The sequence below is a fragment of the Brevibacillus sp. AF8 genome (assembly GCF_021270385.1).
Classification (GTDB): Bacteria; Bacillota; Bacilli; order Brevibacillales; family Brevibacillaceae; genus Brevibacillus.
The window spans coordinates 34,146-56,502 of record NZ_JAGQDN010000025.1 but is presented as its reverse complement, the minus strand read 5'-3'; the positions used below and the strand labels follow the sequence as shown (position 1 = coordinate 56,502).

The 22,357-nt window shown below is 48.4% G+C and carries 22 protein-coding genes; 19 read left to right on the top strand and 3 right to left on the bottom strand.

What is annotated here, in order from left to right; translation table 11 throughout:
- The first annotated feature begins 7 nt into the window (after positions 1–7).
- Both fliS and KB186_RS24645 read left to right on the top strand, forming a co-directional pair.
- Entirely contained in the window at positions 8–385 is a 378-nt protein-coding gene (fliS, locus tag KB186_RS24650; protein WP_173612203.1) for a flagellar export chaperone FliS, read from the top strand.
- A gap of 10 nt (positions 386–395) precedes the next feature.
- Positions 396–752 carry a flagellar protein FliT gene (locus KB186_RS24645; protein WP_173612204.1) on the top strand — a complete coding sequence of 119 codons (357 nt, stop codon included), beginning with the start codon at positions 396–398 and terminating at the stop codon, positions 750–752.
- A 36-nt stretch (positions 753–788) separates the two neighbouring features.
- Here KB186_RS24645 and KB186_RS24640 read toward each other — a convergent pair whose 3' ends face one another.
- Complete coding sequence (locus KB186_RS24640; RefSeq protein ID WP_015893542.1) at positions 789–965, bottom strand: putative motility protein; 177 nt, start codon at positions 963–965, stop codon at positions 789–791.
- A gap of 157 nt (positions 966–1,122) precedes the next feature.
- On the opposite strand from KB186_RS24640, the gene KB186_RS24635 reads away from it, so the two are divergent.
- The 5 genes from KB186_RS24635 (at position 1,123) to KB186_RS24615 (ending at position 4,845) form a co-directional block, all read left to right on the top strand.
- Entirely contained in the window at positions 1,123–1,932 is an 810-nt protein-coding gene (locus KB186_RS24635; RefSeq protein WP_173612205.1) for a motility protein A, read from the top strand.
- Entirely contained in the window at positions 1,925–2,707 is a 783-nt protein-coding gene (locus tag KB186_RS24630) for an OmpA family protein (RefSeq protein WP_232774566.1), read from the top strand. The genes KB186_RS24635 and KB186_RS24630 overlap by 8 nt, the downstream gene beginning before the upstream one ends.
- A 291-nt stretch (positions 2,708–2,998) precedes the next feature.
- Complete coding sequence (locus KB186_RS24625; RefSeq protein ID WP_221867384.1) at positions 2,999–3,802, top strand: basic amino acid ABC transporter substrate-binding protein; 804 nt, start codon at positions 2,999–3,001, stop codon at positions 3,800–3,802.
- An 88-nt stretch (positions 3,803–3,890) separates the two neighbouring features.
- On the top strand, positions 3,891–4,565 hold the full coding sequence (locus tag KB186_RS24620; RefSeq protein ID WP_047069746.1) for an amino acid ABC transporter permease: 675 nt from the start codon (positions 3,891–3,893) through the stop codon (positions 4,563–4,565).
- Between the two features lie 82 nt (positions 4,566–4,647).
- A complete protein-coding gene (locus KB186_RS24615) occupies positions 4,648–4,845 on the top strand; it encodes a cold shock domain-containing protein (protein WP_047070322.1) in 198 nt (65 codons plus the stop codon).
- A gap of 65 nt (positions 4,846–4,910) precedes the next feature.
- Here KB186_RS24615 and KB186_RS24610 read toward each other — a convergent pair whose 3' ends face one another.
- Complete coding sequence (locus KB186_RS24610; RefSeq protein WP_173612208.1) at positions 4,911–5,963, bottom strand: HD-GYP domain-containing protein; 1,053 nt, start codon at positions 5,961–5,963, stop codon at positions 4,911–4,913.
- A gap of 209 nt (positions 5,964–6,172) precedes the next feature.
- Between KB186_RS24610 and hpf the strand changes: the two genes are divergently transcribed.
- The 4 genes from hpf (at position 6,173) to prfB (ending at position 11,382) form a co-directional block, all read left to right on the top strand.
- A complete protein-coding gene (gene hpf, locus KB186_RS24605; RefSeq protein WP_015893536.1) occupies positions 6,173–6,730 on the top strand; it encodes a ribosome hibernation-promoting factor, HPF/YfiA family in 558 nt (185 codons plus the stop codon).
- 198 nt (positions 6,731–6,928) lie between these two features.
- Positions 6,929–9,448 carry a preprotein translocase subunit SecA gene (gene secA, locus KB186_RS24600; RefSeq protein ID WP_173612209.1) on the top strand — a complete coding sequence of 840 codons (2,520 nt, stop codon included), beginning with the start codon at positions 6,929–6,931 and terminating at the stop codon, positions 9,446–9,448.
- A gap of 245 nt (positions 9,449–9,693) precedes the next feature.
- The gene (locus KB186_RS24595) at positions 9,694–10,155 is read left to right on the top strand and encodes a hypothetical protein (protein ID WP_173612210.1); all 462 of its coding nucleotides are present in this window, start codon (positions 9,694–9,696) and stop codon (positions 10,153–10,155) included.
- Between the two features lie 113 nt (positions 10,156–10,268).
- Positions 10,269–11,382, top strand: a protein-coding gene (prfB, locus tag KB186_RS24590) for a peptide chain release factor 2 (RefSeq protein ID WP_173612211.1) whose coding sequence is annotated in 2 segments (ribosomal slippage) — positions 10,269–10,349 and positions 10,351–11,382 — 1,113 coding nt in all. Because the reading frame shifts where the segments join, the coding sequence is not laid out codon by codon here.
- On the opposite strand, the gene KB186_RS24585 is transcribed toward prfB, so the two are convergent.
- Positions 11,372–12,808: a PAS domain-containing sensor histidine kinase gene (locus KB186_RS24585; protein ID WP_221867386.1), complete on the bottom strand. Its 1,437-nt coding sequence runs from the start codon at positions 12,806–12,808 to the stop codon at positions 11,372–11,374. The genes prfB and KB186_RS24585 overlap by 11 nt on opposite strands.
- A gap of 143 nt (positions 12,809–12,951) precedes the next feature.
- On the opposite strand from KB186_RS24585, the gene KB186_RS24580 reads away from it, so the two are divergent.
- From KB186_RS24580 to argF, 8 genes are all read left to right on the top strand, one after another.
- Entirely contained in the window at positions 12,952–13,221 is a 270-nt protein-coding gene (locus tag KB186_RS24580; RefSeq protein WP_047069739.1) for a YciI family protein, read from the top strand.
- Between the two features lie 76 nt (positions 13,222–13,297).
- On the top strand, positions 13,298–13,699 hold the full coding sequence (locus KB186_RS24575; protein ID WP_232774565.1) for a c-type cytochrome: 402 nt from the start codon (positions 13,298–13,300) through the stop codon (positions 13,697–13,699).
- Between the two features lie 136 nt (positions 13,700–13,835).
- Positions 13,836–14,876, top strand: a complete 1,041-nt coding sequence (gene argC, locus KB186_RS24570; RefSeq protein ID WP_173612214.1) for an N-acetyl-gamma-glutamyl-phosphate reductase — start codon at positions 13,836–13,838, stop codon at positions 14,874–14,876.
- Between the two features lie 13 nt (positions 14,877–14,889).
- On the top strand, positions 14,890–15,735 hold the full coding sequence (argB, locus tag KB186_RS24565) for an acetylglutamate kinase (RefSeq protein WP_173612215.1): 846 nt from the start codon (positions 14,890–14,892) through the stop codon (positions 15,733–15,735).
- The gene (locus KB186_RS24560; RefSeq protein ID WP_173612216.1) at positions 15,698–16,879 is read left to right on the top strand and encodes an aspartate aminotransferase family protein; all 1,182 of its coding nucleotides are present in this window, start codon (positions 15,698–15,700) and stop codon (positions 16,877–16,879) included. Before argB ends, KB186_RS24560 begins: the two co-directional genes overlap by 38 nt.
- A 147-nt stretch (positions 16,880–17,026) precedes the next feature.
- On the top strand, positions 17,027–18,133 hold the full coding sequence (locus KB186_RS24555) for a carbamoyl phosphate synthase small subunit (protein ID WP_173612217.1): 1,107 nt from the start codon (positions 17,027–17,029) through the stop codon (positions 18,131–18,133).
- Complete coding sequence (gene carB / locus KB186_RS24550) at positions 18,126–21,368, top strand: carbamoyl-phosphate synthase (glutamine-hydrolyzing) large subunit (protein WP_173612218.1); 3,243 nt, start codon at positions 18,126–18,128, stop codon at positions 21,366–21,368. Before KB186_RS24555 ends, carB begins: the two co-directional genes overlap by 8 nt.
- On the top strand, positions 21,313–22,284 hold the full coding sequence (argF, locus tag KB186_RS24545) for an ornithine carbamoyltransferase (protein WP_221867390.1): 972 nt from the start codon (positions 21,313–21,315) through the stop codon (positions 22,282–22,284). Before carB ends, argF begins: the two co-directional genes overlap by 56 nt.
- Positions 22,285–22,357: the final 73 nt, after the last annotated feature.

Below are 22,357 nucleotides of genomic sequence, written 5' to 3'. Positions count from 1 at the left end.
GATGCAGATGTTACAGAATGCTGCTCAGGCGTACCAATCAAATCAAGCAACAACCGCAACTCCTGCCGATTTAACACTGATGCTCTATAACGGTGCGCTAAAGTTTATCAAACAAGCCAAAAGCGCAATCGAGGAAAAAAATGTAGCGAAAGCTCATGAGGCATCACTCAAAGTACAGAACATCTTGTACGAACTAATGTCTACCTTAAAAAGTGAATACGAAATCTCGAAAGAATTCGGTATGCTCTATGAATATATGCTCCAGCGTACAATCGAGGCAAACATTCGGAAGGATCTCGATATACTGAATGAAGTGGAAGATTTGTTCATCCAATTCCGTGATACATGGAAAGAAGCTATGCAATTAGCAAAAAGGCAAGGGTAAGGAAATACACATGGAAATGACAATAAATGCTCTCTTGGGGGAGTTGCTTCAGGCTACCCAACGCCTAGAGCAGACTGTGACGCTGAAAGATTCAGACGCTGAGGAATGGCTTGCGATACTCGACGAGCGAGAAGTATTGATCGGCACTTTGAAAGAACGTGTAGAAGAGGTGGAGTTGACACCCGCCCAACGTGTGCAAATGGTAGAGATTCACGAGATCAACCAACGCGTAATTCCTTTGATCGAAGGGCGGAAGCAAGGCGTCCAGCAACAACTTAACACCCTCCAACGCAGCAAGCTCGCAATGAATACGTACAACGAAGCAGGTCCAAACGGCTATGGTGCCTTTTTCGACCGCAAAAAGTAAAAACGGCCGGGGAACCGGCCGTTTTCTTTTCACCACTTATGCACGAATATCGATCGTTTTTCCAAGAGATGGATGACTTGCCTGAGCCGCTTGAACATTTTGCTGCGTCTTAGCAAAACCCTCCAACATGATGGAAGCTTGTGCTTGCGCAGTCTCCTGCACTTGCTTCGTCAAGCTAATAGTAACAGCTTGCTTTAATTGTACGGCATTCACAGATGATCACCTCTTTACTAGAATTACTTTCTTTATCATTATCGACATTTTCTATACCAAGCTTCACTATAACCATGACTCTATTCTCTCATCTTTTTACCACCATCTGCTATACTTTAAGAACAACTTGTTGAAAAACTAGGAAGGTGAAACACTTGTGTCCACAAAACGCCGCTCACTCGTCTTAATCGGAGCCGTCCTCCTCATCTTCATACACGCGGTCTACCTAAACGGAACCTTATCGGACCTCCTCAATGTAACCGCCATCGAGCTAGTCGCGCTCTCCGTAGTCATGTCTTACGCAGTCAAACGCAAGCATCTCGACTTGAAAAAAATCTGGCGCCTGCTCATCCACGGCCGGCAAAGCAACGTTGAAGAAACGATCAAGCGCTTTTACTACTACGCGCTCGTCCAGAAGGAACAGGGCTATATCGCGCTCGAAAAGGAACTGCACCAGGAACCCGATTCATTTGTCCAACGCGGATGCTTGCTGGCGGTCGAGGGTGTTCCGGAAGAAGAGCTGCGTCTGATCCTGGAGAACGAACTCAAGGGCGAGCAGTATCGTTACCAACAGTCAGCAGGGTTCTTCCGCCTCATTAGTTTGCTGGCACCAGGGATGGGGTTGGTCGGTACGCTCTTGGGGATGACGGGCGTACTGAAGTCGCTCGAAGACATGGCCTTGACCGGACACAGTCTGAGCGCAGCGGTCGTAGCGACGCTGTATGGCGCGCTCTTGGCGAACTTGTTCGCGCTGCCTTGCTACTACCGCCTGATGGACTTGTACGACCGGGAAATGTTTGAAAAGCGTCTTTTTATCGAAGGTTGTGTTGGTCTCCAGCGCATGGAGACACCACGCTTGTTGTTTGAAAAGCTGAACTCATTCTTGCCAGGTGACCAAAAGCTGGTGCTGATTAAAGAAGCAGGCAGCATGAAGGGCACGATTGAAAGGCAGGACCGCTATGCATGACGAACGGTTATACGACGAAAAAGAGCTAGAAAAAAGCTGGCTGCTTAGCTACAGTGACTTGATTACGCTGTTGTTCGTGATCGTGATTATTATTGCGGCGATGCAGACGAAGAGCATTCAGTCACAAAAGGAAGATGTCCAAAAGGAAAAAGCGAGCTTGAAGCAGGTGCATGAGAGTCTCGACCTGCTCAACCTGCAAAAGCTGGAGCTGCAGCGAGAGGTCTACCAATTGGAGGCTCGCCAGAAGGAGCTCAAGGGCGAAAAAGTAAAAGAAGGCTCCGAAGACACCGTAAACGTGCCGAAGCCGCCAATGGGCATGTCTGACTCGAGTGAGCGCGATATGGAGACGGTACGCAACCAGCTATCCTCCGCTTTGGCTGAGCTGAATCTCGACTACGAGGAGACCGAAGAAGGCTTGCGTATCCGTTTGCCGGAAACGATTTTGTTTACGAGTGGTTCGGCAGACCTACAGGCCCAAGGGAAGCAAGTCGTCGGGACGGTAGCGGGGGTGTTGAAGCGCTTTGAGCACAAGGTGCGAATCGAGGGCTATACAGATGATGTGCCGATCTCGACCAGTTCCTTCCAATCCAACTGGGAGCTGTCTTCGGCGCGTGCGATCTCTGTCATGCGTGAAATGGTGGATGCAAACTCCTTACCGGCGTCTCGGTTTACCGTGGCTGGCTTGGGTGAATACAAACCGCTTGTGGACAACTCCAACGCGGAGAACCGTGCGAAAAATCGTCGGGTAGAGATCGTGATTTTGGGGGAAAAATAATAATTCATTATTTTCAGATAAAAGCAGGATTTTTATATGCAGGATAGAACTATATCCCGTATATATGAATCCTGTTTTTTGCTGCTAGATCCACTTATTCTCCCATTTCGTTCTCCTTACTTTCGTACTAAAGTGGCAGAATATACAGGAAAATAGTTATACCCAGCTTGTGCACAAGGGTATGTGGATAATGTGGATAACTCTGTGGAGAACGCAAAAAATCCGTAATTTCCATGTGGACATTGCTGGGGACAAAATGGGCAGATAGTGAGTCACAAGGGGGATTTCGAAATGCGTATCGGGACAAATTGGTTCAAATCGCTCGCGTTGGTCGTCGGTGTGGGGGTACTCCTCGCAGGCTGTGGATCGGGTGGTCAGCAAACGTCTGGCAGTGGCGGAGCAAGTGGTGGCTCGGGTGACAAGGTGTACGTAGTCGGTACAGATGCGGCATATCCACCGTTCCAAATGCTTGAGGCTGACAAGATTAGTGGCCACGACATCGATGTGATGAACGCGATCGCAGAAGCTGGCGGATTCAAGATTGAGTGGAAAAACACAGGGTGGGACCCGCTTTTTGATGGACTGGACAAAGGGACGGTTGATATTGGGATCTCGTCCATTACGATCACGGAGAAGCGCAAGGAGAAATACGATTTTTCGGACTCATACTTTGAAGCGAATCAACTCATTCTGGTAGCGGAAGATTCTCCAGTGACGAAGCTGGCAGATTTGAAAGGAAAGAAGATCGGGGTTCAAGCTGCGACCACGGGTGAAGAAGTGGTCAAAAAAGCGTTTGGAGATACGTATGAAGGCTTGAAGGGCTATGACGATATGCCATCTTCCGTCGATGACTTCTTTAATGGTCGAGTCGATGCAGTGATTGGCGACAATGGCGTTTTGTCATACTACGTGAATAAAGTAAAAGATAAGAAGTTTAAGCTGATAAAAGATGATTCCTTTGAAAAGGAATTTTACGGAATTATCGTGAAAAAGGGCAATGCCGATGCGATGAACAAAATCAACGACGGATTAAAAAAGATAAAAGAAAATGGAAAGCTGCAGGAAATTTACACCCAGTACTTTGGCAATAAGTAGGAAGCAAAATGGCCGGGTGCGTCTGTCGACGTAGCCGGCGTTTGTTCGCAGCTTGGCTTGCTGACATGAAGAAGGGAGGATTTTGCCATTGGACTGGAGTGTCATCTACGACTACCGTGAACTGTTTATCCGAGGCATTATTAATACGATTTTACTAACGGCAGTGGCTACGGTTTGCGGAACTTTTTTGGGGTTGTTCATCAGCTTGGGCAAAATGTCCTCCAAGCGAATCTTGCGTTGGACCTGTTCGATTTACGTAGAGCTGTTTCGGGGAACTCCGATGCTGGTCCAAATTTTGCTGATTCATTTTGCGGTGATTCCTTCGATTTGGGGTATTCTGTACCCAGGAGCGAGTAGCCCTGAAGCGATTTATTCAGGCTTCGTCGCGCTTTCACTCAATGCGGCTGCCTATATGGCGGAAATCTTTCGAGCTGGTATCCAATCGATTGATCCGGGGCAAATGGAAGCGGCACGATCACTTGGCATGAACAAGGGGCTTGCCATGCGCCAAATTATACTTCCGCAAGCGTTTACGCGAATGCTGCCCGCGATCGGAAATGAGTTTATTGCTCTTTTGAAAGATTCATCCCTTTTGGCAGTAATCGCGACACCGGAATTAAACTATGCAGCCATGAACGTGGCAAAAAGTACATTTGAGCGCTACCCCCCGTATTTAACGGAAGCGGCAGTTTACCTGGTACTTACGCTGTTCTTGTCCCGTGTAGTCGTGAGAGGACTAGAGAAAAAATATTCCACGCGGTAATGCGTGTGTAGAATGATTCGCCTGAATTGGGGAAAGCTAGGCTTGATTTTTATTTTCACAAAAGAAAGGGTTGTGCTGTTTCATGCAAGGCAAAGTAAAATGGTTTAATGCAGAAAAAGGGTTTGGATTTATTGAGCGAGAAGACGGTGATGACGTATTTGTCCATTTTTCGGCGATTCAGTCTGATGGATTTCGTTCGTTAGATGAGGGACAGGCTGTAGAATTCGACATTGTGGAAGGGGACCGCGGTCCACAAGCGGCGAACGTCGTGAAGTTATAAACGAAACAATAGCAAAATCCCCCTGGTTCCTTGATCGGACAGGGGGATTCGTTTTTTCCACGTGTTTAACTGATCATTCTTTGAATGCGTAGGGAACGCTGGAGTCTCAGGTCTATAAAATCATTCCCTCTACGAACGAGAGGCCGCATAGGCTCATCAGTATGAATCATAATGATTTCGACGTGGTCGCCATTGTTCAAAAGCGCATGGGAGCCGACGTAAAGCAAGATAATGTAATGGATAAAACGAGATACAATCATCGGATTTAATTGGCCTGTACAAGCTGACTCCCACAGAACATTCGCGGCTTCAAAGGGAGAGGTTCCCTTCCGATACACGCGGTCTGTGCATATCGCATCAAATGTGTCTGCGACACTGATGATTTGGCATTCAAAAGGGATGCCATCTTTTTTTTGTCCGAGAGGATATCCACTTCCATCCCAACGTTCGTGGTGCATCAGAGCGCATTGTGCCAGCAAGTCGTCGGCATCGTCCATGGTGCGCAGGAGCTCGTAGCCGTATACGGTATGCTTTTTCATAATCGTATACTCTTCGTCTGTCAGACGTTCTGGCTTGGACAGCAGCTCATCGGGAATTTTCATCTTGCCGATGTCATGGAGAAGACCTGCAAGGCCCAAGAAATGAACATCACGTTGCGGCAATCCTATGATTTTTCCGATTAAGGCTGCCACGATACCTACATGCAGGGAGTGGCGATACGTATAACTTTCTGTTCCTTCATTCAAATAAATGAAGCGCAGAAACCTCATGTGATGAAGAACTTGGTCGAGCATCGGATGAACAGCGTCGCTAAATTGTTGCAGTCTGGGAGTATCCCCATTTGCGAGCTGGTTAAATAAATACTCGGTTTTTTGTACGGCTACCATATAGGCCTTTGCAGCCTCTGCCTCACTCCAATGAAGGAGAGGAAAAGGCATTTCGGGTGCTTCCGAGTCAGTCGTAACGTGTACGGCTTCCACTTGATGAGCCTCTAGCAGTCGGATATCACTAAGATGAAGGTTTGCACCAGCGGGTAATAAAAGCAGACCGTATTCATTGTAGACGTCTTGAGCGAGCGTTGTTCCGATAAGTGAATGGGAAGGTTTTACCTCGGCCATGAGGATTCCTCCAGTGCGATGTACGACCGCGATATAAGATAGGATGACTACCTCTCCTATTATAGCATAGGGAATCTAGTAAGTATTGGTAAAATAATGTCGGATATTGATGGTTTGTAAAAGATTTGCAAAGATTTTTTTAAGCAGAGTGGAAGGATTATTTACAGAGGTGGCGAATAAGTATGTATAGACGGAAGGAGGTTGGAACCATGAAATTTAACATTCGTGGAGAAAACATTCAAGTCACCGCTGCACTTAGAGAATATGTCGAAAAGAAAGTCGGCCGTCTGGAAAAATATTTTGAAACGCCACAGCCTACAGAAGTACAAGTCACCATGCATGTACATCGCGGAGAAGGCACGATCGAGGTAACTATCCCGCTGAGTGGGGTCATTATCCGAGCGGAGGAAACGCACGAAGATATGTATGCTGCTATCGATCTGGTAGTAGAAAAGCTGGAACGTCAGATTCGCAAACACAAAACGAAGCTGATGAGGAAGCTTCGAGTGGATTCGACAGGAAGAATCGCACAGCGTGAGAGTCAGCCAGTAGCAGTCATGATCCCTGATGTGGATGAGGAAGATATCGACATCGATATCGTTCGAACCAAACGCTTCGATCTGAAGCCGATGGATGCACAGGAAGCGGTCATGCAGATGGATATGCTGGGACACAGCTTCTTCGTTTTCCAAAACAGTGACACCAATGACGTCAGTGTGGTATATCGCCGCAATGATGGGCGTTACGGATTGATTGAACCAAAATAACGAAACTTTACACATTCTCATTCGTATAAGACTAGGGAGTTGCTATTGGCAACTCCCTTTACTTGTGTAGAGGATGCTCTATTTGATAAAATATCTTTTTAGAAAGTATTATTTTCGTAGAATCGGTATCCTTTTTTATTATTGGACTCATGCCGGCTTGTGCATTTTTGTTTGGCAGTATATGGAAGGGGTGTCCTCATGCTAGGACTCGTTAAAAAGATATTCGGCGACAGCAATGAACGTGAAGTAAAGAAAATGTTTAAGCGTGTAGAAAGCATCAACGCGCTGGAACCAACGATTAAAGCACTCTCGGATGACCAATTGCGGGAGAAGACAGCTGAGTTTAAGGCGCGCTTGGCAAATGGAGAAGAACTGGACAAAATTTTGAATGAAGCGTTTGCTGTTGTACGTGAAGCATCGATCCGTGTACTGGGCATGCGTCACTTCGACGTCCAAATGATTGGTGGTATGGTGCTTCAGGAAGGCCGTATCTCCGAGATGAAGACGGGTGAAGGTAAAACGCTGGTTGCGACACTGGCGACATACCTGAATGCCCTGATGGGAAAAGGCGTCCACGTCGTTACTGTGAACGAATACTTGGCTGAGCGTGACTCGACTATCATGGGTAAGCTGTATAACTTCCTCGGACTGACAGTCGGCTTGAACAAGAATGGACTGAGCCCTGAAGAAAAACGCGAAGCATACGCGTGTGATATTACGTATGGTACGAACAATGAGTTCGGCTTCGATTACTTGCGTGACAATATGGTTCTGTACAAGGAACAAATGGTGCAACGTCCACTCTTCTTCGCTATCATCGACGAGGTGGACAGCATTTTGATCGACGAAGCACGTACGCCGTTGATCATCTCCGGTTCTGCTAACAAATCGACAGAGCTGTACTACATCTGCTCGCATTTTGTGAAGCGTCTGGAAGAAGAAAAAGATTTCACTATCGATGAGAAGTTGAAAATCGTCAGCCTTACAGATGATGGTGTGAGCAAGGTCGAACAGGCATTCAACATCGACAACCTGTACGATACGGCACATACCACGTTGAACCACCACATTACGGCGGCGTTGAAGGCTCAAGTGTTGTTCAAGCGCGATGTTGATTATGTGGTGCAGGAAGGCGAAGTTGTGATCGTCGACGAGTTCACCGGCCGTCTGATGGTTGGACGTCGTTACAGCGATGGCTTGCATCAAGCGATTGAAGCCAAAGAAGGTCTGCGTGTCCAAAGCGAGAGCATGACACTGGCGACCATTACTTTGCAAAACTACTTCCGTATGTACGAGAAGCTGGCGGGTATGACTGGTACAGCGAAGACGGAAGAAGAAGAGTTCAAAAAGATTTACGGTCTCGATGTTGTGGTTATTCCAACGAATAAGCCAGTACAGCGTATCGATTCACCTGACTTGGTTTTCAAAACAGAGGCAGCCAAATATCGTGCGGTTGTAAACGACATTGTCGAGCGCCATAAAAAGGGCCAACCGATCCTGGTAGGTACCATCTCCATCGAAAACTCGGAGCGCTTGTCCCAAATGCTGAAGCAAAAAGGCGTACCGCATAACGTATTGAACGCGAAGCAGCATGAGCGCGAGGCAGAAATCGTTGCGCGTGCAGGTGTGTACGGAGCGGTTACCATTGCCACAAACATGGCAGGTCGCGGTACGGACATTCAGCTTGGCGAAGGTGTTGCGGAGCTGGGCGGTCTTCATATTATCGGTACAGAACGCCACGAGAGCCGTCGGATTGACAATCAGCTACGCGGTCGTGCAGGTCGTCAGGGGGACCCGGGTTCATCCCAGTTCTTCCTCTCGATGCAAGATGAGCTAATGCGTCGTTTCGGTGCGGACAATATCATGAATATGATGGATCGTTTGGGTATGGAAGAGGATATGCCGATCGAGAGCCGCCTGGTGACTCGTGCAGTAGAATCCGCGCAGAAGCGTGTAGAGGGATCGAACTTCGATGCACGTAAAGGCGTTCTCCAGTACGATGACGTCATGAATCAGCAGCGTCTGGTTGTCTACAAACAGCGTAAAGACATTCTGGAACAGGAAAACCTCAGCGAAGTTGCTTTGAATATGATTTATGCAGTGATGGAGCGTGCAGTGTCTCTGCATTGTCCAAAAGAAGAGGTACCTGAGGATTGGGATCTGCAAGCATTGGCCGATGCTGCCAATAATGGATTCCTCCATGAAGAAACGATTACGGCAAAAATGCTGAAAGGCAAGGAAGCAGAAGAAATTCTCGAGCTGTTGAAAGCAGAAGTCGATAAGCAATACAAACAGCGTGAAGAAGAAATCGGTGAATCGATTCGCGAGTTTGAAAAAGTCGTCATTCTGCGTGCTGTCGACAGCAAGTGGATGGATCACATCGATGCGATGGATCAGTTGCGTCAAGGTATTCACCTGCGCGCCTACGCACAAAACGACCCGCTTCGTGAGTACCAGTTCGAAGGATACGAAATGTATCAAGGTATGCTGGCTGCTGTTCAGGAAGAAGTCGCTATGTATATCATGAAGGCTGAAGTCAGCCAAAACCTGGAGCGCCAAGATGTCATTCGCGGTCAAGGAATCGATCCGAGTAACTTGCAAACCTCCGGACCATCTGATCGTCCAGATCCGGAGACCTCCGGTGATGCTGATCCGAAAAACCGTGCACAGCGTCGCGCTCAGGAGCAAGAACGCAAACGCCAAAACAAGAAACACTAAACAATAACAGAGCATTCTTCTCGTATCGGCAAATTCGGTACGAGGGGAATGTTTTTTTCTTGCCCATTCCTAATGCCTTGACAGTATTCGTCCTCATCTATTCTTCCTCGTCTGATAAAAACAATCTATTTGTCTAACACTGGTAAATGTGATCGAACGATTCAGGTGGTAATTATCTGAAAAATAAATAGAATCGTAAGTACAACACTTTTACCAAAAATTCACGAAGACGGGGGAATGAACAAATGAGAACGTCAGTGAACGTGATGGGGATACAAACAAAAAATATAATGGAGCGCATTGCCGTTACTTTAAAAGCAGTCCTAAAGACAGGAAAAGAAAATAAAAAAGTACAGCTCATTGAAAAGGAGGAGGGAATCGAATTACCGAGAGTCATCTCAGCGCAAAACCCGGTCTTTGAGGACAAGCGACTGATGGAGGAAATTCCGGAGCCGAATTGGAATGAGGCTTTGATCGCACCGCCGAATGGAATGGTGGATCGAACGCGTGAAAGTCCGCTAGCCAATAAATATCGAAAAACACACAACTGGAAGCGACAAGCTATCATCAAACGAGCATTCCAGCTAAAAGCAAGCGAAGCTCGGCGTACCCATCTCTATCTGGTTGCTGCACCGCAGGCGGAAAATAAACAACCACTTGAAATCCGAGACCTGAGATCCTCGCCATCACCACCAGTGGCAACGTGAAAAAGATAGCGGCAAAGTCCCTTTTCTAAACGTGACAAGCTGCCGTATTTGCGCATCCGGCAAATTACGTTACAATAAAACATAGCTTACGTAAAGAGAAGGTGATTCGCAACATGGCATTAATCGATATTGCGGACATCAAACAAGAGATGTCTAGTATGGCTAAGCGTTTAGCGGATATCAGGGGGTCTCTTTGACCTCCCAGTAAAACAGGAACGAATCGGTGAACTGGAAGAGCGTATGCTGGCACCCGATTTTTGGGATGACAACGATGCAGCGCAGAAGACAATCAGTGAACTGAATGCAATCAAAAGCCTCGTGGAGACGATGGCCAAGCTGGATTCCCAGTACGAGGATCTCCAGGTAATGTTGGAACTTGTCATCGAAGAAGGGGATTCCTCTCTCATTCAAGATCTGTATGACAGTACGCAGGAGCTGCGGAAATCATTTGAGAGCTTTGAGCTGGAATTGCTTTTGAGTGATGAATACGACAAAAACAACGCCATTCTGGAGCTGCATCCGGGAGCGGGCGGTACGGAGTCCCAGGATTGGGCGTCCATGCTTCTGCGTATGTATACACGTTGGGGGGATGCGAAGGGCTTCAAGGTCGAAACATTGGACTATTTGCCTGGCGATGAAGCCGGCGTAAAAAGTGTCACTCTCCTCATTAAGGGCTACAATGCGTATGGTTACCTCAAATCAGAAAAAGGGGTTCATCGTCTTGTGCGGATATCTCCGTTTGATGCCTCTGGACGTCGTCACACATCGTTTGTGTCTTGCAACGTCCTGCCGGAGATCGAAGACGATAATGCGGTAGACATACGTACTGAAGACCTGAAAATCGATACGTATCGTTCCAGTGGTGCGGGTGGTCAGCATATCAACACGACTGACTCCGCTGTACGTATTACTCACTTGCCTTCTGGAATTGTGGTGACGTGTCAAACAGAACGCTCCCAGATTAAAAACCGGGAGCGTGCGATGAAGATGCTGACGGCACGACTGTTTGAGAAAAAACGGGAAGAACAAGAGAAAACGTTGGCTGCTATTCAAGGGGAACAAAAGGATATTGCCTGGGGCAGCCAAATTCGTTCCTATGTCTTCCACCCATACAGTCTGGTAAAAGACCACCGGACGAATATGGAGGTAGGAAACGTTCAAGCAGTCATGGATGGTGAGATTGATTCGTTTATCGATGCTTATCTGCGCGCGCAGATTAATCGTTAAACGAAACAGTAGGCTTCAAGGCTTTTGGTATGGAGATCGATACGGTGGTTCCTTTGCCGACATCGCTTTCGATGTTGATTGTACCGCCGTGATCGCGAATAATTTTTGTGCTTACCATTAACCCGAGGCCAGTTCCTGTTTCTTTAGTGCTATAAAAAAGCTCTCCTAATCGGGGAAGTAGCTCAGCAGGGATACCTTGTCCTTGATCGCTGATTCGGATGATAACATCGGAAGAACGCTCTACAACCTTGATTGTGAGATTTCCACCTAACGGCATGGCTTCCATGCCGTTTTTTATGATGTTTATAAAGACTTGCTTGATTTGATATTCCTCACACAATATGAGGGACGTGACTTGTGGAAAATCAGTGAGAATGGATACATTTTTAAGAAGGGCTTGCGGTTCCAGGAGCTTAATGACAGACGAAAGCAATGGCAAAAGGCCGTTGGGAGCAAATCGCAACGCTTGCGGCTTCGCCATTATCAAAAGCTCACTGGTAATCGAAGTGATCCGGTCGATTTCGGATCGCATAATTTGCAAGTATTGCTGATTGGCGAACTGGTCCCCTTCCATGAGTTGAATAAATCCTTTCAAGGCCGTAAGTGGATTGCGAATTTCATGGGCAATACCCGCAGCAAGCTCTCCTAGAACGGACAGCTTGTCAGAGTAACGAAGCAATTCCTCTGATTGCCGACGTTCCGTAATATCACGTGCCACAAAAACCGTGCTGAGAATATGACCGTTTGAACAAATGTCAGGTGTCCCTTTCACATCGAACAGCAACATTCGACCGTCTGGGTGCAGGTAATGGTACTCGGCATCGAGTGTAATCTTCCGGTTCATCATTTGAGCAAAATCGCTCTTGGCGTTGGTTACTTGCTCAGGATGAACCAAGATCGAAAAATGCTGATTGATCACTTGATCAATCGTGAGACCAGTAACGGCCTGAACAGATGGGGACGCGTAGGTAATAATTCCATCCACATTTACTATAAAAATCAAATCCATAATGTTTTCGGATATTAACCGAAAGTTCTCTTGCATCTGGTGAAGAGCCTCTTCCACTTTCTTTTGCTGCGTGATGTTTTTGGCAATGGAATAGCGACTGATGATTTCGCCGTTTCGAAAAATGGGAAAGCTGGAAGCGATAATATCCACAACCTGCCCATTTTTATGTAGCAACTGATAATGCTTATCTTTTCTGATTCCTGCAGAGAGGATTTGTTGTTGTTTCTTATTGTCGAGACCCTCAGTAGAAGCGAGAATTTCCCAAATTTGCATGCGCAGCAATTCCTGAGAGGTGAATCCTACTAATGCTTCACCAGCAGCGTTTACGCCTGTGAATCTGCCCTGCATGTCGAACATGAAAACAGCGTCAGGATTGTTGTGGAAGAGAGATGTATATAACTGTATCTGCGTGTCCATACCTATCCGCCTCTCTGTTGCTACTTGCTACCTTTGAATCGTTCGCTGTAGAAAGGAAAAATCCTACCAGACCAAAGTCCGTATTCATAATTATGTTATACTTCATGAAAGAACAAGGTCATGAAAAAGGAGAGAAACCGTCCATGTTGTATGCCGCATTTTTGCCAATCGTGAATCAAGAGCTGAATGCTCAAGTAAGACCAGCGCATCTTACGTATATCAATGATTTATACAAGCAAGGAAAAGTGTTCATGGCGGGACCCTTCACAGACAAGCTTGGCGGATTGGTCATTTACAAAGCGGATTCTCTGGAAGAAGCCCGCAAATTGGCTGAGGCTGATCCAGTTGTCGTGGAAGGCGCACGGACGTTGGAGTTACGTGAATGGAGTCCGTTGGAATTTCCTTTATCCTAAATGGCTGTAGTAAGAATGAGAAGTGGTAGTTGGAGGCATACTTAGCGAAGAAATCCGAATAAAGGAGGGAACAGCCTTGAAACGTATTCCACTCGTTTTAACAGCGGCTGTACTCGCATTTTCGCTAAGTGCCTGTGGTACCAGCAAGCAAACACAGCCGCCAGCACAACAGCCATCCCAACAACCAGCGACAGAAACGCCGGCAACTGAAAAACCAGCGACAGAAACTCCTTCGACGACTCCATCCGGCAGCTATGATGCAGCAACTGCAGAAACCACGTTCAAAAATACTTGTTCAGCCTGCCACGGACAGACATTGGAAGGGGCAGTTGGACCGAACTTGCAAAAGATCGGTAGCGAGTTGAGCAAGGAACAGATATTGGCTATTTTGGAAAAAGGAAAAGGAGCAATGCCTCCGGGTCTCGTCAAAGGAAAAGATGCAGAAAACATCGCTGCATGGTTAGCGGACAAAAAATAAACAGGGCAACAAACCAGCGCTCGAGCAATTGGGCGCTTTTTTCTTTGGGCGTAAAAAAGTTTTTCTGTTGTATTCTATATGGATTTTTATTATTATTCATGTATAAAAATACAGAATAGGATAAAGGGGAGAGAGCATGGTTCGGGTCGGGATTGTTGGAGCAACGGGGTATGGTGGCGCGGAGTTGATCCGTCTTTTGGCTGGACATCCGCATGTGGAGATTGCCAATTTGTATTCAAGTTCATCAGAAGGAGATAGCTTGGAAAAATCGTTTCCGCATGCAGCTGGGCTCGGCTTGCCCACATTGTCACCAATTGATGCAGACAGCATGAGCGGTGTGAACGATTTGATCTTCCTCGCTACACCTGCGGGAGTAAGTAGCGGGCTATCTCCGAAGCTGGTCGAAAGAGGCGTGAAGGTCATTGATTTATCCGGGGATTTTCGTCTGGAAAACGGTGCGGTCTACAAAACGTGGTACAAACATGAGCCGGCTCCGTCCCAATGGGTAGAAGCGGCGGTTTACGGTTTAACCGAGTGGAATCAAGAGCAAGTGGCTGGTGCCAGTCTCATAGCGAATCCAGGGTGTTATCCCACTGCTACACTCCTCGCCTTGCTTCCGCTGGTAAAGACAGGCTGGGTACAGCCTAACAGTTGGATCGTTGATGCCAAATCAGGTGTGTCCGGCGCTGGGCGTGGAGTATCGCTTGGTGTTCATTACAGCGAGATTAATGAAAGCATCCATGCTTATAAAGTTGCGAGTCATCAGCATACACCAGAGATTGAACAGGAGCTGCAAAAACAGGGCGGGGAAGAGACGCTTGTTCAATTTACGCCACATCTGGTGCCAATGACCCGAGGGATTTTAGTCACGGCTTACGGACAACTAACAACTGACGTCACCCAAGCGCAAATCCAGGAGCTATACGAAGCTGCTTATGCGGGTAAGCCTTTTGTGCGTGTACGTCCTGCAGGCAGTCATCCACGTACCAAAGAAGTTCATGGCTCCAATTACTGCGATATCGCCATCCATGTTGATCAGCGCACGAAGCGTGTCATCTTGCTGTCGGTAATTGATAACATGATGAAGGGCGCGGCTGGTCAAGCTGTACAAAACATGAATGTTATGTTTGATTTGCCTGAGAAAACGGGCTTGCCGCTCGTACCTGTATACCCGTAGAGGAGGAGAGCGGATGCAAGGAATTGTTGTGATCAAATGTGGTGGAAGTACCATGGATCAGTTGCCTGACTCCTTCTTTCAGGCCATTGCCGGACTGCAGGCGCAAGGAAAAGAGATCGTCATCGTCCATGGAGGCGGACCTGCCATTAACAGTATGCTCGATCGAGTTCAGATTACTCCGCAATTTGTCGATGGGCTGCGTGTTACTTGCGAGGACACACTGCGTGTCGTAGAGATGGTCTTATGCGGCAGTATAAACAAGGCGCTGGTAAAAAGGCTGACGCAGGCAGGAGCCAAGGCTTGGGGAGTTAGTGGAATCGATGGTCAGACCCTTTTGGCAACAAAAACGTCAAAGCCACTCGGGTGGGTAGGAGAAATCAAGAAGGCTGATACGACTATTCCGAAAACGATTCTTGAGAGGGGCTACGTTCCGGTGATTGCTCCCCTTTCTGTTAGTGAAGACGGCACAGAGACATATAACGTCAATGCGGATGTAGCCGCAGGAGCGATTGCAGCAGCACTTAGCGCCGAAAAACTGATCATGGTGACAGATGTTCCGGGCATTATGCAGCCACAGCCAGACGGAACCAAGGCAGTAGTGCCAGCTACAAGTGCAGAAGAGATACAGGAAATGATTCGGACAGAGATTATTACTGGCGGAATGATTCCGAAGGTTCAGGCAGCTCTCGACGCTCTCGGACAGGGCGTAGAGCAGGTTGTCATCTGCCGGGGAACCGCTGAAGATTTGCTCGGTGTTTGTGCCGGGGAGGCAGTCGGGACAACAGTCCGTATGAAAATGCTCAATGAGGAGGGAAATGAATATGCATACAACAACAGCTCCTGTGCATCTCATGAATAACTATGCGAGATGGCCAATCAGTTTGGTAAAAGGACAAGGAAACCAGGTGTGGGATGATCAAGGCAAGCAATATCTCGATTTTACCTCAGGAATTGCCGTGACCTCGTTAGGGCATGTTCCGCCAAAAGTAACGGCAAAGCTGCACGAACAGCTCGATACGTTGTGGCATTGCTCGAATCTGGTGCATGTTCCTCAGCAAGAGATTTTGGCAGAAAAGCTGAGTCGTCTGTCTGGGCTGGATCAGGCTTTTTTCTGCAACAGTGGAGCAGAGGCGAATGAAGGCTTGATCAAGCTCGCCCGTCGCTATGCACAAAAAATAAAAGGGACCGACCGTTACGAAATCATTAGCTTTAAACAGTCTTTTCATGGGCGGACGTTGGCTACCCTGACGGCTACTGGACAGGAAAAGGTGAAGGACGGATTCGGACCACTGCCGCAGGGATTTGTCAGCGTTCCTTACAACGACCTTGATGCGGTCAAGTCAGCCATTACAGACAAAACATGCGCGATCATGCTGGAGCTGGTTCAGGGAGAAGGCGGCGTTCATCCAGCAGAAGAGGCGTGGGTGAAGGGGCTGCGTGAATTGTGCGATGCGCACGGATTGCTCCTGCTAATCGATGAGATACAGACCGGGATTGGCCGCACGGGTACATGGTTTGCCTTCCAGCACTATGACATGAAGCCAGATGCGATTTCATTGGCAAAAGGCTTGGGAAGTGGTTTCCCGATTGGAGCGGTCGTCGCGACCAAAGAAGCAGCAGAAGCGTTTGATCCCGGTACGCATGGCACTACTTTTGGCGGGAATCCATTGGCAGCAACCGCTGGAATCGCGACGCTTGCGACGATGGAAGAGGAGCAGATTTTGGAGCGGGTAGCCCATATCCATGGCGTATTGATCAAAGAGCTGGAGAAACTCAAGGCAGAGCATCCAGACAAAGTGGTTACGGTTCGGGGAAAAGGGCTGCTTCTCGGTGTGGAGCTAACGATTCCTGCTGGTGAGCCAGTCGCGTATGCACGGGAGAAAGGTGTCATTCTGCTGATGGCTGGCCCACAAGTAGTGAGACTCTTGCCTTCGTTTGTAACGACCGACGATGAAGTAAAGCAGGCCATTACTGTATTAAGCGAGGCGCTGTCGAAGGTTTAGAGGAAAAAGCAAAGAATGCAACGAGTGGAAGAGGTCAAAAAACTCGTTGCATTTTTATAATCCCAAATGTATATTAATACAAAAGGTTGCATAAATTTTCGGTAAGAGGATCAGGCCGGTGCCCATTGGAGAGGAGTGGCTTCATAGATGGATAGAGAGAATCAATCGTTAGGAACAGGATATTTAACGCTGGAGAGCGGTGAGGTTTTTACAGGGAAGCTGTATGGCGCCCCCATTAATGGATTCGGAGAAGTGGTTTTTCATACAGGAATGACGGGATACCAAGAGGTGATGACAGATCCCTCTTTTGCTGGGCAAATTGTTACCTTCACGTATCCCTTGATCGGAAACTACGGGATCAACGAAAAGGATTATGAGGCAGCCAAGCCAGCGTTGACAGGGATGATTGTCAGCGAGCTATGCACGGAGCCAAGCCATTACGAATCAAACATGACTTTGGCCCAAGCCGCAGAAGCATTTGGCTTCCCGATCCTTGCAGGGATTGATACGCGAACGATTACCAAGCGCGTCCGTCAAGACGGTACCGTATTCGGTGTCATTTCCGATCAGCCTATGCAGGTAGAGGAAGTGGTGTCACTGCGCTACAAGCACGCCAAGAAATCATTAGTTGCCAACGTATCCAGACAACAAGTGGAGCGTTATCCGGGAACAGGCGAGCATGTTGTCTTGATTGACCTCGGCATGAAGCAATCGATTTTGGATGCCCTTCTACAGCAGGGCTGCCGTGTTACAGTCGTTCCATTTGATACGAGTTTTGCTCAAATCAATGCTCTCGCACCAGACGGCTTGTTGTTTTCCAATGGGCCTGGCGATCCGGAGCACTTGCTTGCGTATTGCAGTGAATGGCGCAAAGCCGTGGAGCAGTACCCGACGTTGGGCATTTGTTTGGGGCATCAAGTATTGGCGCTGATGTACGGCGGCAAGACAGAAAAGCTCGCATACGGTCACCGCGGCAGCAATCATCCGGTCAAGGATCTGATGACTGGCAAAGTATATATGAGTTCACAAAATCACGGGTACGTGGTCAAGGAAGAGTCTTTGGATAAACGTCAATTAACGGTTTCCTACCGCAATGTCAATGACGGTTCAGTCGAAGGAATGCGTCACGTTAGTTTGCCTGTTTTCAGTGTGCAGTTCCATCCGGAGGCACATCCGGGCCCGAGTGATACATCCCACATTTTCCACCAATTCTTGCAGTCGATGCGCGTAGTAGGAGCGAAGAGATATGCCTAAATTGCCAAACATTCATAAAGTATTGGTCATCGGTTCTGGTCCGATCGTCATCGGGCAGGCAGCGGAGTTTGATTATGCAGGTGCACAGGCTTGCCTTTCCCTAAAAGAAGCCGGCGTGCAGGTCGTGCTGGTGAATAACAATCCGGCAACGATCATGACAGACGAACAAGTAGCGGACAAAGTATATTTGGAGCCGCTCACGGTGGAATCCGTGACAGCTATTATCGCAAAAGAGCGTCCCGATGGTCTCTTGCCTACGTTAGGCGGCCAAACGGGACTTAATCTTGCTGTTTCGCTGGCAGAAGCGGGGGTGCTGGAAAAGTACAGCGTCCAACTGTTGGGTACGCCGTTGGCTGCCATTCAAAACGGGGAAGACCGTGAGCTGTTCAAGCAATTGATGCAACAAATCGGAGAGCCTGTCCCAGAGAGCGATACAGTCGAATCTGTAGAAGCAGCCATCGAGTTTGCGAATACAATCGGCTATCCCGTGATTGTGCGCCCTGCTTATACGCTCGGAGGAGCAGGTGGCGGGATCGCGGGGGATGAAGCGTCCTTGCGAAAGGTTGCAGCAGGTGGTATTGCGGCTAGTCCAATCGGTCAGGTACTGATTGAGCGCAGTGTAAAAGGCTGGAAGGAAATCGAATACGAGGTCATGCGGGACGCAAATGATACCTGCATAATCGTGTGCAATATGGAAAATTTGGACCCGGTAGGTATTCATACGGGAGACAGTATTGTCGTTGCACCTTCTCAGACGCTGACAGATCGTCAGTACCAAATGCTGCGCAGCGTATCAACGAAAGTGATTCGTTCGCTTGGGGTAGTGGGCGGTTGCAATATACAATTTGCGCTCGATCCGAATTCCGATCGGTATGTGCTGATCGAGGTAAATCCTCGTGTAAGCCGTTCAAGTGCGTTGGCTTCCAAAGCGACAGGCTATCCAATCGCGCGGATCGCCGCCAAACTCGCATTGGGCTACGGGCTGGATGAGGTGTTAAATCCAATCACGGGCTATACGTACGCTAGCTTTGAACCAGCGTTGGACTACATCGTGGTCAAAATCCCACGCTTCCCGTTTGACAAATTCCCGCTGGCAGACCGCAAGCTGGGGACGCAAATGAAAGCGACTGGCGAGGTCATGTCGATCGCTCGCAATCTGGAAGCAGGGCTTTTGAAGGCAGTCCGCTCCCTGGAACAGGGCTGCACACATTTGACTCGACCAGAGCTGGCATCCTGGACGCGCGAGGAGCTTGCCCATTCCTTGCAAGAAGCGACTGATATCAGACTGTTTGTTTTTGCTGAGGCGATCCGTAAAGGCTTTACAGAAAGTGAGCTGCATAATCTGACTGGTGTCGATCCGTTTTTCTTGCGGAGCTTGCGTAAAATCGTGGACTTGGAAGTAGAGCTGTCTTGCCACGATAGCAAAACATTGACCCCAGAGCTGTTGTTGGAAGCAAAGCGTCGCGGGTTTGCCGATGAAACCATTGCTTCACTGGTTGGCGCTACACCTGCCGAAATCAAATCACTTCGTCAAGAATCTGGCATTACGCCTACTTATAAAATTGTGGATACTTGTGCGGCAGAATTTGATGCCCAAACCCCTTACTACTATTCGGATTGGCAAGGAGTAGATGAGGTTGAGTCACTGTCTGGCCGCAAAGTACTGGTCCTTGGCTCAGGTCCCATTCGAATTGGTCAAGGAATCGAGTTTGACTATTGCTCCGTGCATGCAGCCAAAGCGCTTCAGGCAAGGGGTATTGCGGCAGTCGTTGTGAACAACAACCCAGAGACGGTCAGCACTGACTATGAAACAGCCGACCATCTGTATTTTGAACCGCTTCACGTAGAAGACGTGCTCCATATCGCAGAGCGCGAACAGGTGGAGGGCGTCATGGTTCAGTTCGGTGGTCAAACCGCGATCAATTTGGCAGCCAAGCTGGAGCATGCGGGGCTGAAAGTAATGGGGACATCGCTTACAGCCATTGAACGCGCGGAGGACCGCGAGCTGTTCTACGCCATGCTGCGCAAGCTGGACATTCCGCATATTCCCGGAAAAGGAGTATCGTCCTTGGAGGATGCAACCGCGATCGCGGAGGAAATCGGCTTCCCTGTTTTGATGCGACCTTCGTATGTCATCGGCGGGCAAGGTATGGTCGTTGTCCACAATATCGACGAGCTGCAGGCTACCATTCACGACTGGTTGAGCCATCCGGACATGAGCATGTTTTTCCCACTCCTCGTGGATAAATACGTTCCAGGCAAGGAAGCAGAAGTAGATGCGGTATGCGACGGACATTCTGTCATCATCCCAGGGATCTTCCAGCATGTGGAGAGAGCGGGCATCCACTCAGGCGACAGTGTAGCCTTGTTCCCGGCTCCTCAGCTGACGGATGACATCAAGCACAAAATCGCGAGCTATACAGAAGCAATCGCGAAGGAAATGGAAGCGGTCGGGTTAATCAATATTCAGTTCGTCATTGATGGCGAAACGGTTTATGTACTGGAGGTAAATCCTCGTGCTTCACGGACAGTACCGATTACGAGCAAAGTGACTGGTATCCCGATGGTTCAATTGGCGGTTCGTGCACAATTGGGTGAGAAGCTGTCGGAGATGGGCTACGGTACAGGGCTTTTGCCAGAGATTCCGTTTGCCGTCGTCAAGGCGCCAGTTTTCTCCACGATCAAGTTGAACGGCGTAGACCCGGTACTAGGTCCAGAGATGAAATCGACGGGCGAAGTTCTCGGCTTGGGTCATTCTTTTGAAGAGGCTGCAGGCAAAGCCTTTGCTTTCAAAGACAATTTGTACGGCGACTGGCAAAAAGGTCAGTTGGTCATGATTTCTTTGGCAGATGGAGATAAGCAGGGCGGCGTGAGAGAGTCAATCGGACAAATACAAGCTGACGGTGCCAATCTGGCGGCGACTCCGGGAACGGCCGAGTGGCTGAAAAACGAAGGAATTGTCGTGAAGCATATCGTTGCAGATGAAGCAGCGTGGATCGATCTGTTGCAAGAGGAACAAGCGGCCTTTGCACTCGTTACTGCGACGAAAGGCAATCGTCATGGCCGGACCGGATTTGCTCTGCGAAGCCGGATGGTACAACAAGGTGTGCCATTGTTCTCCGCTGTCGATACGTTCGAGTTATACGTGAAGTCTATTATGAAGAAAAGAGGTGGCTCGCATGCAGCCAGTGAAGATATTGGAACACTTTCAAAACTTGCCGTTACAAAAGCATAAAGGAAAAGATTTCTTGCGCGTCGATGAATTCAATGGAGAAGAATTGATGGAGCTGCTCCATCTGTCTGCTCACGTCAAGCAATTGCAAAAGCTGGGACAGCCATTCCAGCCTTTGCAAGGCAAGACGTTGGGGATGATCTTTGACAAGGCTTCAACCCGCACCCGCGTCTCCTTTGAAGTAGGGATGCATCAGTTGGGCGGCTTGGGAATGTTCATGAGCGGAAAAGAGCTCCAGCTCGGACGTGGGGAGCCGATCAGCGACACAGCAAAAGTTCTCTCTCGGTACGTGGATGCCATCATGATTCGCACCTTTTCCCACTCCTATGTAGAAGAGCTTGCCGAGCACGCGTCGATTCCTATTATCAATGGCTTGACCGATCTGTACCATCCTTGTCAGGCTTTGGCTGATCTGCTGACGATCTGGGAGCATAAAGGCAAGCTGAAAGGAGTCAAGCTCGCTTATGTAGGAGACGGAAACAACGTGGCGAATTCACTGGTGCTGGGCGCAGCTCTGCTAGGTCTGGATGTGCGGGTAGCAACTCCGGTAGGCTACGAAATGGATGCAACCATTGTCGCAAAAGCTACGGGGTACGCGAAACAAAGCGGTGGAAAAATGATGGTGACCACCGATCCGATAGAGGCTGTCATGGGGGCAGATGCTGTATACACGGACGTTTGGACTAGTATGGGTTTTGAAGAAGAAAATGAGGTACGATTGAAAGCATTTGCCGACTATCAAGTGAATGAAAAATTGGTAGCAGCGGCAGATCGTGATTATCTCTTCTTGCACTGCTTGCCTGCACATCGTGGGGAGGAAGTGACGACCGGGGTTATCGAAGGATCGCGCTCTGTCATTTTTGATCAGGCTGAAAATAGATTGCACGCACAAAAGGCGATTTTGGCGGCGCTGGTGTGAACATAGTTCTAGTTAAATAGAACTAGCCGGAATTAAATCCAATAGACTATGAATCTATGATTGCCGAATTTTG